Raw genomic sequence first — 14,990 nt, 5'->3', positions numbered from 1 at the left:
GGCGGGTCAGAGAACCGATAGTCTTCTTACTCGAGTAACTGCCGTCCCAGGTAGGGATTCGCTTGCAGCAGTTTCATCAGTTTACGTGCCGTAGCGGATGGGCGCGTGCGTTGCGCCTCCCAACTTTTTACAGATGAAACGCTCACCCCCATCACGCGGGCGAATTCATCCACCTGCATGCCGGTCATTTCGCGTAAACGCTGTGGCTCGGGAACGGATACTGCGTTGAGTGTAATTTCTGATACGGAAGGCTGTGCATCACGTGTCAAAACAATCTGCTCAAGGCTACTCAATAACTCGACCATTGGATCTTTTATTTCCATAGAGAACTCCTTAAAAACTCACTATGAAGCACGTGAAAGTAGAGAGGTAAGCGCCACCAGGCGCTGAAACTCGGCCATGTCAGGCTGTATCCCGCAGCGGTCTTTTCAATTTTTTATTAAACCGTTACGGGACACAGCCTGTTGCACACTGCGAAAAGATGTCATAGCAATGCAACAATCAGCCGGGTTACTAATTATGGGTCAGATCCCCGGCTTTGCTGCCTGATTACTGATTATTTTTTATTCTTACTTATGCCGCTGAAGGATCGATCACCATAAGTAACTGACCCGCCTGCACTTGCTGCCCGGCCTGGCGATAGAAGCAATGGATTTTTCCACTGACTGGCGCCACGATCGGGATTTCCATCTTCATAGATTCGAGAATGCCTACCGTGGCACCCGCTTCAATCTCACTGCCTTCGTCAACCAACCATTGCCACACGCTGCCCGCCACCTGGCTCTCTACCGGGCTACACCCTGCAGGCACCGTAATCTCTTCACTACTCTGTGCCTGCAGCTGACTGTCGAAGGTGAATTGCCCTTCTGCTCGCCAGCGCGCCAGTTCACAGTCAAAAGCCTGCTGACGTTGCTGCTGGAAGGCGTCGATTTCCTCCGCCTGCTCCACCAGCATCGCCTGATAGTCTGCGAGGCGGAATTCGCCCTCTTCGCTCCGCAGCGGATAGTCACCCCACGGGAAGCGCTCGCGAATGCTGAGCAATTCCTCGGCGCTGACCGGATAAAAACGGATTTGATCAAAGAAGCGCAGCAGCCACGGCTGTGTGAAGGCCGAGGTTTGTCGATCGCGGTTCCACATCTGCATGGTGCGCCCGACAAACTGATAACCGCCCGGCCCTTCCATGCCATAGACGCACATGTAAGCGCCGCCAATACCTACCGAGTTTTCTGCTGTCCAGGTGCGCGCCGGATTGTACTTCGTGGTCACCAGGCGATGACGCGGGTCGAGCGGCGTCGCCACGGGCGCACCGAGATAGACATCGCCCAGCCCCATCACCAGATAGGCGGCGCTGAACACGATCTCCTTCACCTCATCAATGCTGGCCAGACCATTGATGCGGCGGATAAATTCTATATTGCTAGGGCACCACGGCGCATTGGGGCGTACCGACTGACTGTAGCGGGTTATCGCCTCACGGCAGGCCGCATCGTCCCAGCTGAGCGGTAACCACACAGTACGCGAGGGCACAGCGGCCTCGCTGAGGTCGCCCAGCGCATGATCAATGTGCAAAATTTGCGCCAACAGCTCACTTCTCACACAGTGTTGTGCGTCGTAATGCACCTGTAGCGAACGGATGCCCGGCGTTAATTCCAGCTGACCCGGCAGAGAATGGGCTTCCAGCTGTTGCATCAGCGCGTGCACGCGGAAACGCAGGGCGATATCCAGCATCAAATCGCCATACTCTACCAGCAGAAAACGGTCACCTGCTGCACGCACACTGAGCGATGGGCGGCCATTTTCTGCCGCCTGATGGTGCAATAGTGGATCAATAAGGGGCAGCGCAGCGTTCACTGTAAGCGGTACTGATTGCAGTTTGATGATCGCTTCACGCTCTGCCTGCGCCAGTTGATCCGCACTGCTGAGATCGATCGGCAGGAAGCGCAAGCGATCCCCTGCTTTGAGCTGTCCGAGCTTCCACAGATCGGCTTCGATCACCGTGGCCGGGCAGACAAAGCCACCGAGCGAAGGACCGTCCGGGCCGAGGATCACCGGCATATCACCGGTAAAATCCACCGTGCCAAAGGCATAGGCGTTGTCGTGAATATTGGAAGGATGCATGCCCGCTTCACCGCCGTCGCTGCGCGCCCAGGTCGGTTTCGGTCCGATCAGGCGAATGCCGGTACGGCTGGAGTTATAATGCACCTGCCACTCAGCGGCAAAGAACGCCTCGATGTCATCATCGGTAAAGAAGGTCGGTGCGCCGTGCGGGCCGTAAATCACCCGCAGCTGCCATTCGCCGTTGAGTTCCGGCACCAACTCGCGAGGCAAGTCTGCCGTTGTCAGCACCTGCGGTTCGGCAAGATGCAATACATCGCCCGCCCGCAAAGCCCGCCCGGCGTGACCGCCAAACTTGCCGAGCGTAAAGGTGCTGCGGCTGCCAAGATAGCGCGGCGTATTCAAGCCGCCCGCCAGCAGCAGATAGCTGCGGCACCCTTCTCTCACATCGCCCAGCGTCAGGGTTTGCCCGGCCTGCGCGGTGACAATCTGATGCATCGTTAACGGCTGCAGATCCAGCTGCGCGGCAATCGGTGCGCCGGTCAGAACAAAACTGCACGCCTGATTAAAACGCAGCGTGGGACCGCGTAAGGTAATCTCCAGCCCCGCCGCCTGCGCGTCGTTATTCAATAAGCGATTACCCAACTGGAACGCGCGGCTGTCAAACGGGCCAGACGGCGGCACACCGACATGCCAGTAACCGACACGGCCAGGCGCATCCTGCACCGTGGTCAAGGTGCCGCCGCTGAGGATATCCAGCGTGGGCGGTTGCCACTGCACGCCGCCCAACGTGGCGGTGATGATGCGGCCCTGCTGCACTTCCGGCAGGGAACAGAGATGGCGCAACCACAGCAGATTGGTTTCGATACCGTACAGCTCGGTGGCGTCCAGCACCTGTGCCAGACTGCGCAATGCCACCTCACGGCTGGCCGCATGCACAATCACTTTCGCCAGCATCGGATCGTAGAACGGCGATACTTCCATGCCGGTTTCCACGCTGCTGTCGATGCGCAGCGTGGCGTCTTCACTTTCCGTCGGGAACTGGACGTGACTGAGCAAACCGGCACTGGGCTGGAACTGTTTGGCCGGATCTTCAGCGTACAGGCGCACCTGAATCGCATGGCCTTGCGCTTCGGTCGATAAGGTGTGCAGCGGCGGCAACGTTTGTTGCGCCAGCTCCACCATCCAGCGAACCAAATCCACGCCATACACCATTTCAGTGACGCCGTGCTCCACCTGCAAACGGGTGTTCACTTCAAGAAACCAGAACTGCTGGCTGGCATCATCGTAGACATACTCCACGGTGCCCGCGCTGCGGTAGTTGACCGCACGCGCCAGTCGCACCGCAGTTGCTTGTAGCTCAGCGCGAACCGCCGCACTCAATCCCGGTGCGGGCGTCTCTTCCAGCACTTTTTGATTGCGGCGCTGAGCAGAACAGTCACGCTCGCCAAGGGCAATCACATTGCCAGCACCATCGCCAAAGATCTGCACCTCAATATGGCGCGCGCGGGCGATAAACTTCTCTAAAAATACGCCATCGTCGGCGAAATTATTGCCTGCCAGTCGTTTAACACGCGTAAACGCCGCATTGAGCTGTTCGGCATCATCACAACGCTGCATGCCAATACCGCCGCCACCGGCGGTGCTTTTCAGCATCACCGGGTAGCCAATCTTCTCCGCCATCACTCGCGCTTCGTCCAGCGAAGTCAGCAAACCACTGCCTGGCAGCAGCGGCACCTGATTCTCCTGTGCTAGCGCACGCGCACGATGTTTTAAACCGAACGCGGCCATCTGCCCGGCACTCGGCCCGAGGAACTGCACGCCGGCCGCTTCACAGCGCGTCACAAACTCGGGATTTTCGCTGAGGAAACCGTAACCGGGATGCACTGCCTGCGCCCCGCTCTGTGCGGCAATTTCCAGTATTTTTTGCTGATTGAGATAAGTGTCTCGCACCTGCCCCTCGCCCAGCGACCAGGCTTCATCGGCCAGTCGCACATGGCGCGCGTGGCGGTCGGCTTCGGCATACACCGCAATCGCGCGGATGTTCATCGCTTGCAAGGTACGGATGATGCGCACAGCAATCGCGCCACGGTTGGCAATCAATACGCGATCAATCATGAGTGAAATCTCATATTACGGCAGGTCGTCCTGCAGGGACAATGACGGCTTAAAAACGGGTCGTCCCGTTGCGTCAAAGATTCACCACACGCTGACTAAGATCGGCGTCGGGTTGTAACCGTTACAGGGGTTGTTGAGCTGCGGGCAGTTGGAGATCAGCACCAGGATATTCATCTCCGCCACCATCTCGACATATTTACCCGGTGCAGAAATGCCATCGGCAAAGGTCAAACCACCGTCGTGCGTCACCGGCACGTTCATAAAGAAGTTGATGTTGTGGGTGATATCGCGACGCGTCAGGCCAAATTCTGGCTTCTCAGCCACCGCCAGCATCCAGCTGTCACGGCAGGAATGCATGTGGCGCTTCTCCAGGTCGTAGCGCACGGTGTTGCTTTCACAGGAGCAGGCGCCGCCCAACGTATCGTGGCGACCACAGGTATCGGCAGTTATCGTCAGCATCGGGCGATCCAAGTTGGAACGCAGCACGCTGCCCGCACTGAGGAACACATTCTTTTGCCCGCGCAGCGTATCGCTCATGCTGTAGCGCTCGGCGGTGTCGTCGGCGTTGAAGAACAGGGTATCGGCAGCCTGATTCCCTTCCAGATCGGTGATGCGCAACGTCTGGCCCGCTTCGATGCGCTGCAACCAGTAATCACCGGCGTTCACCTGCTGCTGGAATTGCGCTTCGGCGGAATTGAGTAAGCTTTCAGTGATCATCAGATTTCTCCTTGCAGCTGATAGAGCGCGTTGTTGCGCAGTCCGCGCTGGTTTTCGGCACGCGCCAGGCAAATGTCCGGCAGCGGCGCGCGCTGGGCGTCCAGTGCGATCTGCACCGGCTGGCGCGGATATTCGCTGCTTACATTCAGCGGATGCGGGCAGGTGTGTAGGATCACCAGCGTGTCCATGGCGAAGCGCAGCCGCACCTGTGCGCCAGGTGCACCCTGCTGCTCCAGTTGCAGCGTGCCGTTATCATCGGCGCGCACCCTGGCAAACAGGTTGAGGCAAGAGGCCATATCACGCTGGCCGAGGCCGTATTTCGCCAGCTCGACGAGGAAACTGTCGTAGCCGTTTTGATGGCGCAGATTGCGCGCCTGCTGATAGTCGCTGGCGCCGAAGCGTGCGGCAGTGTGCTCAGCATTCAAGGTGCCGCAAACGCTCTCATGCCAGCCGAAACTGTCTTCTTCGATGCCGCAAAAAATGCGCCCCATATCGGAATAAAGGCAGTGCCCGGCTGTCAGACGGAAAGTGTGCTGGCACTTCAACGTATCGGGCGCGTTGTAGCGCTCCAGCAGATTTTCCGGGTTGTAGAACAGCATGCCGACGTTGGCACCGCCTTCAATATCGGTCAGTGTCAGCGCGGTGCCGCCGCGCATCACCAGCGACCAGTGCGATCCCGCTGGTAACAGGGTTTGATAAGCCTTCATGTAGTGCTCCTTTAAGCCACCTGCGGCTCAGACGGCAGGTCAGCAGCGGGCTGGTCGCGATCGAGTGGCAGGTCGTAAGTGATAGTCGCGCCCCAGGCTTGCGGCGCGTGCGGGTCATGACGCAGTTTGTCGAACACCAGCAGGCGCGAAGCCAGGCTGAAGCCCTCTTTCAGGTCATGCGTGATCATAAATATGGTCAGGTTGTGTTGCTGCCACAGGCGGGTAATCAGCTGGTGCATTTCACTGCGGATACCGGGATCGAGCGCACCAAACGGCTCATCAAGCAGCAGGATACGCGGCTGTTTCATCAGCGCCTGTGCCAGCGCCAGGCGTTGCTGCATGCCGCCCGAGAGCTGGTGCGGGTATTTGTTTTGCGCATGCTCCAGGCCAACCTGCGCCAGCATTGCCTGCGCACGCTGACGAATCGCCTGGCGCTTTTTGCCCCACACACGTCCCAGCCAGCGGGCGCTGCTGAACTCTTCCGCCAGCATCACGTTGCCGAGCACCGTCAGATGGGGAAATACCGAATAGCGCTGGAATACCACGCCGCGATAGGCATCGGGTTCGTCGGGGATGGGTTCGCCGTCCAGCAGCAGTTGGCCTTTGGTCGGCGATTCGGTGCCAAGTAGCATGTTGAGGAAAGTGGTTTTGCCACAGCCGGACGCCCCGACAATCGCCACAAACTCGCCCTGCTCGACGTTGATGTTGAGACGTTCCAGCACCACCTGATCGCCGTAATGCTTTTCGAGGTTTTTCAGTTGCAGTAATGGCATGGTTCGCTCCTGAATCATTTCGCGTGATACCACGGCCAGCAACGACGGCTGATCAGCCGCAGCAGCAGGTCGAGCACAAAGGCCAGCAGCGCGATCCACGCCACGTACGGCAAAATCACATCCATCGCCAGATAACGGCGCATCAGGAAGATGCGATACCCCAGCCCTTCGGTGGCGGCGATCGCTTCAGCAGCAATCAGGAACAACCACGCTGACGCCAGCGACAGACGCACCGCATCCAGCAGACGCGGCATCATCTGCGGCAGGATCACGCGCCACAAAATCTGCGCGCTGTGCCCACCGAGCGTCTGCGCTTTCACCAGCTGCTCGCGTGGGATTTTCTCCACCTGCAGCTGCAAATCGCGCGCAATCAGCGGAGTAATGCCGATCACGATCAGCACTACTTTCGACACTTCACCGAGGCCAAAGCAGATAAACAGAATCGGCAGAATCGCCAGCGGTGGCACCAGCGCCACCACCGTCACCAGCGGAGCCAGCACCGCACGCACCACCGGTAACGCACCGGTGAACAGGCCAATCGCCAGCGCCAGCAGCGCGCTGATCGCCACCCCGCTCAGTAGGCGCATCAGGCTGGCGGCGGTGTCGGTCCACAGCAGGTATTCCCCGGTGCGCGGGCTGGGCTGAAACGCCATGCGACTGATGGCGTCCCCCATCGCGTTAAACCCTGGCAACAGTTTGTCTGCGGCGTTCAGGCTGAGACGCGCATCCGACGCGAACAGATAGACCAGCAGCAGCGCCAGCAGCGGCAGGATGCCAAGCAGCAGGCGACCGAGCGGCAGCGGTTGGTAGTTGATCAATTTACGCATCGGCATCGTCTCGCTTAAAGCTGACCCGCAGCGGCCAGTTTGGTGAACTCATCGGTGAAGCGCAGTTTCAGGTTGTTGGTATCGCCCCAATTGCCTGCTGGCGTTTCCACGCCCACCACATCAGCACTCGGTGCGCCTTCACCCAGTAAACCGTGCTTGAAGGAGAACTCTGCGACCAGCTGCATGGTGGCTTTCAACTGCGGGCTGTCGACAAAATCGAGGGTGGTTTTGGCATCGCTGAACAAGTGAGTGGCGGCCAGCTGCTGATCGAAGCCCGCCAGATCGGTGCCGGAAGCCTGCGCCATTTGCGTGCGCGCAGCTTTGGCGCTGTCACTCGCGCCGGACATGGTTTTCAGCGTTTCATACCAGGCACCGGTCAGCGCCTTGCCCAACTGCGGATACTTTTTCAGCGTGGCGGTATTCACCACCAGCAGATCAAGGATTTCGCCGGGGATTTGTGCTGAAGAGAAGATTAAATGACTGTCTGGCTGCTTTTCCGCTTCGGCCAGCAGCGGGTTCCACGTGACGATGGAATGCACGTCAGACGTGCCAAACGCCGCCACCAGATCGGCATCGGCGGTGTTGACCACTTTGACATCTTTCTCGCTCATGCCCGATTTCTCCAGCGCACGCGCCAGCAGATAGTGAGAGACCGAGAGTTCGACCAGATTGATCGGCTTGCCTTTGAGCGAGGCAATGTTGCCTTTGCCCTTCAGCAAAATACCGTCATTGCCGTTGGAGTAGTCGCCGACGATCAGCGCCGTGCTGTCCACGCCGCCGGTGGCAGGAATGGTCAGGGCATCCATGTTGGTCATGGTGCAGCCGTCAAAGCCGCCGGCGGTGTATTGGTTCACCGATTCGATGTAGTCGTTGACCTGCACAAACTGAATGTCGATGCCGTATTTATCGGCCCATTTTTTCACGATGCCGCTCTGCTGGGCGAAATCCCATGGCATCCAGCCCGCGTAAATGGACCAACAGATCTTGAAGGAGGGTTTGTCGGCGGCCAGCGTATTGACGCTGAACAGTGCGACGGTGCAAAGCAACAGCAAGCGAAGGCAGGCTTTGATCATGATGGTTCCTCTGGCGTTAACGGGCGAAATAAAAGCAGGAGGCGGCGAGCAACGATCTCGCTTTCCTCCCGGGCTTTTGTCCCGCCGTGTAACCGTCAGAGGACGGTCGGTCACTCTCGGACCAGCATCTTTCGACCGGAACCCTAGTGACCCATTGCAAATTGTTTGGCGACATCGGTTGCCCGCTATCGCTCCTGCATCTGCATAAACACATTCAAAAAAAGTGCCAATATTTCAATTCATTGAAAAACAACATCATTCACGTTATTTCCAGTTCGAACGGTTCGCCTCGTGCACAGCAATGCAGCGTGAGCGCACCAACATGAAGCGCAACTTCCACCATGAATATTGATGCACCTCGCAGTTTTAAACGAAGCCCGAAAAAACTTTTACTTACTGTTCAAAGGGTTATTCCTGTCACGTACCTGTCATCTTTGAACCAATCCAATATTGGTTCGCTTCTTGCCTAAGCTGATAAAGCCGATTGCTCAGCCTTTCATCAGTAAAAGTGCTGGTTAATCCGGGATTACCGATCTTTTTCTGATGTTTAAACAGGCGAACCAATCATGAGTCACACGTCAGATAGCGCCCGCAACTCCAGTTCTGCTCTGGAGCAACTGCGTCAACTGATCCAGCAACAGGAACAGCAGCCCGATCGCGCGCTGCCCACGGAACGTGAACTGGCAGAGCGTTTTGGCGTCGGACGCCGTGAGATCCGCCGTGCTCTAGATGTGCTGGAAGAGGAGGGACGCATCTGGCGCAAACAGGGTAAAGGCACCTTTGTTGGTCCTGCTGCACCGGTGCAGCCGCTGGCGCTGCACGACCTGCCGCAGCAGTCGAATCTGCTGGAAGTGATGGAAGCGCGCTTGCAACTGGAGCCAGGGTTAGTGCGACTGGCCGCCCTGCGCGCCAGTAAAGAGCAGATTGCACTGATGAAGCGCCTGCTGGAACGCATGAATGGCATCACGGCACCGGAGGATGGCGACCAGCACGAACTGTGGGACAGCGCCTTTCATCGCGCTATCGCGGAAGCCGCCGGTAATCGCTTGATGCTGGGCCTGTTCGACGCCGTGGATGCCGTGCGCCGCGATCCAGGTTGGCAGCATCTGCGCGTACAGGCACGCACCCCCGCCCGCCTCAACAACTATGACGACCATCATCAGCGCCTGGTGAATCACATCGCGCAACGCCAGCCGCATGAAGCCGCTGCCGCGATGCGCGAACACTTACTGGCGCTGCAACAGGCGCTGCTTGAAGCGCTTTACAACCATCAGGAGGAGACGCCATGAACGAGCATCCGGTGCTTGCCGTTCGCAATCTGCGTGTGCAGTTTCGCGGTTCGCCCGTTACGGTATTGGACGACATCTCTCTGACGCTGCACGCGGGTGAAACGCTGGCGCTGGTTGGGGAATCGGGCTGCGGCAAAAGTATCACCTCGCTCACCCTGATGGGCCTGCAGCCCGCCAGTGCTGAGATTTTGCAAGGCGAGATGCAGTTCGACGGGCGCAGCCTGCGTGATCTTAGTGCCAGCGATTACGCCAGCCTGCGCGGCAATCAGCTGGCGATGATTTTCCAGGAGCCGATGACCTCGCTCAATCCGGCCTTCACCCTCGGCGACCAGCTCAGTGAAGCGGTGATGCGCCATCGCCACGTCAATCGCCGCACGGCGATGGAAGCCGCGCTGACCATCCTGCAAAAAGTGCAGATTCCCGCCCCGGAGATGCGCCTCAAAGCCTACCCGCATCAGTTGTCTGGTGGTATGCGCCAACGCGTGATGATCGCTATGGCATTGATTAACAATCCAAAGCTGCTGATTGCCGATGAGCCAACCACCGCACTCGATGTCACCATTCAGGCACAGATTCTTGCGCTGCTGAATACCCTGAAGCAGGAAACCGGCACCGCCGTATTGATGATTACTCATGACCTGGGCGTGGTGGCGGAAGTCGCGCAGCGTGTGGCGGTGATGTACGCCGGTCAGGTGGTAGAAACCGGCAGCGTGGAAGCGATTTTTAACGATCCCCAGCATCCGTACACCATTGGCCTGATGGGATCGATTCCCAGCCTGAGCGCACGCAGCGGCACACTGGCCACCATTCCTGGCCAGGTTCCATTACCGGAAAACATGCCCTCAGGGTGTCGTTTTGCCAACCGTTGCCCCTTTGCCGAACTCCGCTGCCAGCATAACCGCCCGACGCTGCGTGCGCTGGCTACCGATCATCAGGTCGCCTGTTTCCGCGCGCCGCTGGAACAGTACGTCTCGTTGGGAGAGATCGCATGAAGCCGATTTTAGAGTGCCGCGATTTAAGCAAAACCTTTGCCGGACCCAACCGCCTGTTCAAACGCAATCGCGGCGTCACCGCGGTTGATCGCGTGTCGTTACAGGTGATGCCGGGTGAGACGCTGGCGATTGTCGGCGAATCGGGGTCGGGTAAATCGACCCTCGGTCGTTTGCTGCTACGTCTGCTGGCGGCCAGTACCGGAGACGTGTTTTATCAGGGCGAAAGTATTACCGATGCCAGCGGCGCACGCCTGAATCAACTGCGCCGCGAACTGCAAATCATCTTTCAGGACCCCTTTGCCTCACTAAATCCGCGTATGACGGTGCAACAGATTGTCGGCGAGCCGCTGTGGCTGCATGAAAAACTGAGCCGAGAGGCGCGCCATGCGCGCGTCGCTGAGTTACTGCGCACCGTGGGTTTACCGGCTGCCTGGGCAGAGCGTTATCCGCACGAATTTTCCGGCGGTCAGCGTCAGCGTATCGGCATCGCCCGTGCCCTCGCCTCCCAACCCAAATTGCTGCTGGGCGATGAGCCGGTTTCCGCCTTAGACGTTTCCGTGCAGGCGCAGGTGGTGAATCTGCTGGAAAGCCTGAAACAGCAGTTTGGCCTGACGATGATCATCGTGGCGCACGGTCTGGCGGTGATTCGCCATATGAGCGATCGCGTGGCGGTGATGTATCTCGGCCAGATTGTTGAAGTCGCCACCGTGGACGAGATTTTTGACGCGCCGCTGCACCCCTATACCCAAGCGCTGATCGCCTCCGCGCCGCAGATGCAACCGGGTGTCAGCCGCCAGATTCCGATGTTGCAGGGCGATCTGCCCAATCCAGCCAATCCGCCCAGTGGCTGTCGTTTTCACACACGCTGCCCATGGGCGACATCGGATTGCCGTCAGTTTGAACCGATTAACCAGGTGCTGAGCGGTGGCCGCCAGATTGCCTGTCATCGCTGGCAGGAGATTAACCGCGATCGCAGCGTCATCGTGATTGCCCCCCCTTCTGCCGCCTTTTTACGTCGCCGCGCGCTGTTTGAGCAGGCGGCCAAGCAACAAGCCTAACCCTCTGGAGATTCGCCTGTGAAGAAAGCTCGTATAACGTTACTCACGGCCTTAAGCGGCCTGCTCTTGCTCGGTGCCAGTGCACACAGCCAGGCGGAAAGTGTGATTCGCATTGGTCTGGGTGCCGACCCAGACATGCTCGATCCGCATCTGGCGCGCACCTATTACGGACGTTTCGTGTTTGCGGCTATGTGCGACCGCTTGGTGGATGTGGATGAGAACCTGAAAGTGGTGCCCGGCCTGGCAACCGATTGGGCGTGGAGTGATGACGGTAAAACCCTGACTATGAACCTGCGCGAGGGCGTGACCTTCCAGGATGGCGAGAAGTTTGATGCCAACGCGGTGAAGTTTAATATTGAGCGTGCGCTGACGCTGCCGGGTTCGCTGCGTAAAAGCGAAATCTCTTCCATCGACAGCGTGGAAGTCAGCGGGCCGATGCAGGTGAAATTCCACCTGAAAACACCGGATGCGGCGCTGCTCAGCCAGCTCACCGACCGCGCTGGCGCGATGCTGGCACCGGAAGCCGCTAAAAAACCGGACTTCGCGACCCATCCAGTCTGCTCCGGCCCGTATCAGTTTGCCAGCCGCGTGCAGCAGGACCGTATCGTGTTGACGCGCTTTGAAAACTACTGGAACAAAAGCGCATACCACTTCGATAAAGTGATTTTCCTGCCGATCCCGGATGCCTCAGTGCGTCTCGCCAACCTGCGCGCAGGCGATCTCGACCTGACAGAAGGCGTGGCGGCCAGCGATGTGAAAACGGTTGAAGGCGACAGCAAGCTGGCGCTGGCTAAAGTCATCGGCCTCGGTTATCAGGGCATTACCTTCAACATCAATAACGGCAAGGTTGACGCCAACAGCCCGCTAAAAGATCCGCGCGTACGTGAGGCCTTCTCGCTGGCGATCGATCGCGATGCGCTGAATCAGGTGGCGTTTGAAGGCTTATATACCCCATCCAACCAAGCCTTCTCGCCGGTCAGTGCCTATCACGTCAACACCCCAATCAGTACACGCGATGTGGAGAAAGCCAAAGCGTTGCTGAAGGCGGCGGGTGTCACCACGCCGCTCAATCTGACGCTGCTGGTCACCAACAATCCAACCGCACAGCAGGTCGGCCAGGTGATTCAGGCGATGGTCGGTGAAGCGGGCATTAACCTCAACTTGCAGATGAGTGAGTTCGCCAGCTTGTTGGATCGTCAGCAGCGCGGCGATTACCAGCTCAGCTTATCTGGCTGGTCCGGCCGTCCCGATCCCGATGGCAGCATCTACTCGTTTATCAACAGCAAAGGCACGCTCAACGACGGCCGCTACAGCAATCCCCAGGTTGATGAGTGGCTGAACGCCGCACGTCTTACCAACGATCAGGCGCAGCGCCAGGCGTTGTACACCAAGGTGGTGAATCAGCTGCAAACCGATATGCCAATCGCCTATCTCTATTTCGAGCCGCGCATCTTCGGCATGACGAAAAAACTGCAGGGCTTTAAAGCCTGGCCTGATGGCTTAGTACGCCTCGCGGGTGTGAGCATGGCGCAGTAAACCGCTGAGGAGCGATGATGCTGGAACTGATAGTTAAACGCTTACTGCTGGCGATCCCCACGCTGCTGCTGGTGAGCATCATGGTGTTTGCGCTGCAAAAGCTGCTGCCGGGCGATCCGGTGCTGGCGATGGCGGGTGAGGAGCGCGATCCTGCGGTCATCGCACAGCTGCGGGCGGAATATCACCTGGATGATCCGATTCCCACGCAGTATTTCTCGTGGATCGGCAATGCGCTGAAGGGTGATCTGGGCATGTCACTGCGCACCAAAGAGCCGGTGACCTCGCTGATCGCCAGTAAGTTGCCGGTAACGCTGGAGCTGTCCCTGCTGGCGATGGTGATTGCGCTGGGGATTGGCATCAGCATGGGCATTATCGCGGCGGTGCGCAAAGACACCTGGGTCGATCACACCACCAATTTTGTCGCGCTCTCCGGCATATCGGTGCCGCATTTCTGGCTGGGGATTCTGCTGATCCTGCTGTTTTCCGTGCATCTGCAATGGCTGCCAGCCTCAGGCTTTGTCCCCATCAGTGAAGATGTGGCGCAGAACCTGAAAACGCTGCTGCTGCCCGCTTTAGTGCTGGGGACTGGCCTCGCCGCCACACTGATGCGCCATACACGAGCATCGATGATCAGCGTGCTAAAGGCCGATTACATCCGCACCGCGCACGCCAAAGGTCTGCTGGCCCCCAAAGTGGTGCTGAAACATGCCTTCCGTAACGCGCTGATGCCGATCGTCACGCTCACCACCTTGCTGTTTGGTGAGCTGTTGGGCGGTGCGGTGTTAACCGAGCAGGTTTTCACCCTACCCGGTTTCGGCAAGATGATTGTCGATGCGGTGTTTAACCGTGATTACGCGGTGGTACAAGGTGTGGTGCTGGTGGTGGCGATCGGCTTTCTGCTGCTGAATCTGCTGGCCGATGTGCTCTATCTGTTAATCAACCCGAAAATGCGAGGCTAACCATGAGCGAGGTGTTAACAGCAGGCGCAGTGCCTGCGGTCACAAAGCCTAACCGCCGGGTGCTGAAGAAATTTCTGCGTAATAAGAGTGCGCTGATCGGCGCAGTGATCGTGCTGCTGTTTGTAGCCGTGGCGTTGCTGGCCCCCTGGCTGGCACCGGCCGATCCGATCAAGGCAAACTTCCTTGCCGTGCGCAAAGCGCCCTCCGCGCTGTTCTGGTTGGGGACCGATGAGCTGGGCCGCGATATTCTGTCGCGTCTGATTTGGGGGGCGCGCACCTCTCTGCTGGCGGGCTGCATCTCCGTGATGATCGCCATTTTGATTGGCGTGCCGCTGGGCTTAATTGCCGGTTACTGGCGGGGGTGGTGCGATGGCATTATCTCGCGCTTTATCGAAGCGCTGCTCGCCTGCCCGTTTCTGATTCTGGCGATTGCGTTGGGCGCTTTCCTCGGACCAAGCTTATCCAATGCAATGATCGCCATTGGGCTTTCCGCCATGCCCATCTTTGCTCGTCTGACGCGCGGCCAGGTGATTGCCATCCGCCATGAAGAGTATATCGACGGCGCGCGCGCCATCGGTTTGCCGGACCGCTGGATCATCCTGCGCTATGTGCTGCCCAACGTGCTGTCGCCGATTCTGGTACAGGCCACGCTGGCGATTGCCTCGGCGATCATCACGGAAGCCAGCTTGTCATTTCTCGGCCTTGGCCAGCAGCCGCCGTCACCTTCCTGGGGTGCGATGCTGAACACCGCAAAAGGCTATCTGGAGCAGGCACCCTGGATGTCGATTTTCCCTGGATTGGCCATTTTTCTCACTGTGCAGGGCTTCAATCTGCTGGGTGACGGACTGCGCGACGCACTTGATCCGCGCAATGACTCACATTAAGG

General features: G+C 58.4%; 13 protein-coding genes and 1 riboswitch. Of the genes, 6 read left to right on the top strand and 7 right to left on the bottom strand.

What is annotated here, in order from left to right:
- Positions 1-26: 26 nt before the first annotated feature.
- The 7 genes from AC6I8L_RS00630 to AC6I8L_RS00600 form a co-directional block, all read right to left on the bottom strand.
- On the bottom strand, positions 27-323 hold the full coding sequence (locus tag AC6I8L_RS00630) for an HTH-type transcriptional regulator (RefSeq protein ID WP_034827767.1): 297 nt from the start codon (positions 321-323) through the stop codon (positions 27-29).
- 250 nt (positions 324-573) lie between these two features.
- Complete coding sequence (uca, locus tag AC6I8L_RS00625; protein WP_058961091.1) at positions 574-4,173, bottom strand: urea carboxylase; 3,600 nt, start codon at positions 4,171-4,173, stop codon at positions 574-576.
- An 81-nt stretch (positions 4,174-4,254) separates the two neighbouring features.
- A complete protein-coding gene (locus tag AC6I8L_RS00620) occupies positions 4,255-4,890 on the bottom strand; it encodes an urea amidolyase associated protein UAAP2 (protein ID WP_058961093.1) in 636 nt (211 codons plus the stop codon).
- A complete protein-coding gene (locus tag AC6I8L_RS00615) occupies positions 4,890-5,597 on the bottom strand; it encodes an urea amidolyase associated protein UAAP1 (RefSeq protein WP_058961095.1) in 708 nt (235 codons plus the stop codon). Before AC6I8L_RS00615 ends, AC6I8L_RS00620 begins: the two co-directional genes overlap by 1 nt.
- An 11-nt stretch (positions 5,598-5,608) precedes the next feature.
- The gene (locus AC6I8L_RS00610; RefSeq protein ID WP_058961097.1) at positions 5,609-6,370 is read right to left on the bottom strand and encodes an ABC transporter ATP-binding protein; all 762 of its coding nucleotides are present in this window, start codon (positions 6,368-6,370) and stop codon (positions 5,609-5,611) included.
- Positions 6,371-6,384: 14 nt separating this feature from the next.
- Positions 6,385-7,197, bottom strand: a complete 813-nt coding sequence (locus tag AC6I8L_RS00605) for an ABC transporter permease (protein ID WP_058961099.1) — start codon at positions 7,195-7,197, stop codon at positions 6,385-6,387.
- Between the two features lie 14 nt (positions 7,198-7,211).
- Positions 7,212-8,270: a putative urea ABC transporter substrate-binding protein gene (locus AC6I8L_RS00600; protein ID WP_058961101.1), complete on the bottom strand. Its 1,059-nt coding sequence runs from the start codon at positions 8,268-8,270 to the stop codon at positions 7,212-7,214.
- A 63-nt stretch (positions 8,271-8,333) separates the two neighbouring features.
- Positions 8,334-8,428: riboswitch (guanidine-I (ykkC/yxkD leader) on the bottom strand.
- Positions 8,429-8,836: 408 nt separating this feature from the next.
- On the opposite strand from AC6I8L_RS00600, the gene AC6I8L_RS00595 reads away from it, so the two are divergent.
- From AC6I8L_RS00595 to AC6I8L_RS00570, 6 genes are read left to right on the top strand one after another with little or no spacing between them, the layout of a single operon-like run.
- On the top strand, positions 8,837-9,559 hold the full coding sequence (locus AC6I8L_RS00595; protein ID WP_058961103.1) for a FadR/GntR family transcriptional regulator: 723 nt from the start codon (positions 8,837-8,839) through the stop codon (positions 9,557-9,559).
- The gene (locus AC6I8L_RS00590) at positions 9,556-10,551 is read left to right on the top strand and encodes an ABC transporter ATP-binding protein (RefSeq protein ID WP_058961105.1); all 996 of its coding nucleotides are present in this window, start codon (positions 9,556-9,558) and stop codon (positions 10,549-10,551) included. The genes AC6I8L_RS00595 and AC6I8L_RS00590 overlap by 4 nt, the downstream gene beginning before the upstream one ends.
- Positions 10,548-11,609, top strand: a complete 1,062-nt coding sequence (locus AC6I8L_RS00585) for an ABC transporter ATP-binding protein (RefSeq protein WP_058961107.1) — start codon at positions 10,548-10,550, stop codon at positions 11,607-11,609. The genes AC6I8L_RS00590 and AC6I8L_RS00585 overlap by 4 nt, the downstream gene beginning before the upstream one ends.
- An 18-nt stretch (positions 11,610-11,627) precedes the next feature.
- Complete coding sequence (locus tag AC6I8L_RS00580; RefSeq protein ID WP_058961109.1) at positions 11,628-13,145, top strand: ABC transporter substrate-binding protein; 1,518 nt, start codon at positions 11,628-11,630, stop codon at positions 13,143-13,145.
- Between the two features lie 17 nt (positions 13,146-13,162).
- Positions 13,163-14,104, top strand: coding sequence for an ABC transporter permease (locus AC6I8L_RS00575; RefSeq protein WP_058961110.1), 942 nt, complete (start codon positions 13,163-13,165; stop codon positions 14,102-14,104).
- 2 nt (positions 14,105-14,106) lie between these two features.
- On the top strand, positions 14,107-14,988 hold the full coding sequence (locus tag AC6I8L_RS00570; protein ID WP_058961112.1) for an ABC transporter permease: 882 nt from the start codon (positions 14,107-14,109) through the stop codon (positions 14,986-14,988).
- Positions 14,989-14,990: the final 2 nt, after the last annotated feature.

This window comes from Type-E symbiont of Plautia stali, from assembly GCF_059731115.1.
The sequence above is the reverse complement of the archived record's forward strand: the minus strand, read 5'-3'. Positions and strand labels throughout refer to the sequence as shown.

What these genes read in the sequence shown, in the direction of transcription:
- AC6I8L_RS00600 (WP_058961101.1), bottom strand. Translation starts at nt 8,270, where the DNA reads ATGATCAAAGCCTGCCTTCGCTTGCTGTTGCTTTGCACCGTCGCACTG.
- AC6I8L_RS00605 (WP_058961099.1), bottom strand. Translation starts at nt 7,197, where the DNA reads ATGCGTAAATTGATCAACTACCAACCGCTGCCGCTCGGTCGCCTGCTG.
- AC6I8L_RS00620 (WP_058961093.1), bottom strand. Translation starts at nt 4,890, where the DNA reads ATGATCACTGAAAGCTTACTCAATTCCGCCGAAGCGCAATTCCAGCAG.
- AC6I8L_RS00595 (WP_058961103.1), top strand. Translation starts at nt 8,837, where the DNA reads ATGAGTCACACGTCAGATAGCGCCCGCAACTCCAGTTCTGCTCTGGAG.
- AC6I8L_RS00590 (WP_058961105.1), top strand. Translation starts at nt 9,556, where the DNA reads ATGAACGAGCATCCGGTGCTTGCCGTTCGCAATCTGCGTGTGCAGTTT.
- AC6I8L_RS00570 (WP_058961112.1), top strand. Translation starts at nt 14,107, where the DNA reads ATGAGCGAGGTGTTAACAGCAGGCGCAGTGCCTGCGGTCACAAAGCCT.
- AC6I8L_RS00585 (WP_058961107.1), top strand. Translation starts at nt 10,548, where the DNA reads ATGAAGCCGATTTTAGAGTGCCGCGATTTAAGCAAAACCTTTGCCGGA.
- AC6I8L_RS00630 (WP_034827767.1), bottom strand. Translation starts at nt 323, where the DNA reads ATGGAAATAAAAGATCCAATGGTCGAGTTATTGAGTAGCCTTGAGCAG.
- AC6I8L_RS00615 (WP_058961095.1), bottom strand. Translation starts at nt 5,597, where the DNA reads ATGAAGGCTTATCAAACCCTGTTACCAGCGGGATCGCACTGGTCGCTG.
- uca (WP_058961091.1), bottom strand. Translation starts at nt 4,173, where the DNA reads ATGATTGATCGCGTATTGATTGCCAACCGTGGCGCGATTGCTGTGCGC.
- AC6I8L_RS00575 (WP_058961110.1), top strand. Translation starts at nt 13,163, where the DNA reads ATGCTGGAACTGATAGTTAAACGCTTACTGCTGGCGATCCCCACGCTG.
- AC6I8L_RS00610 (WP_058961097.1), bottom strand. Translation starts at nt 6,370, where the DNA reads ATGCCATTACTGCAACTGAAAAACCTCGAAAAGCATTACGGCGATCAG.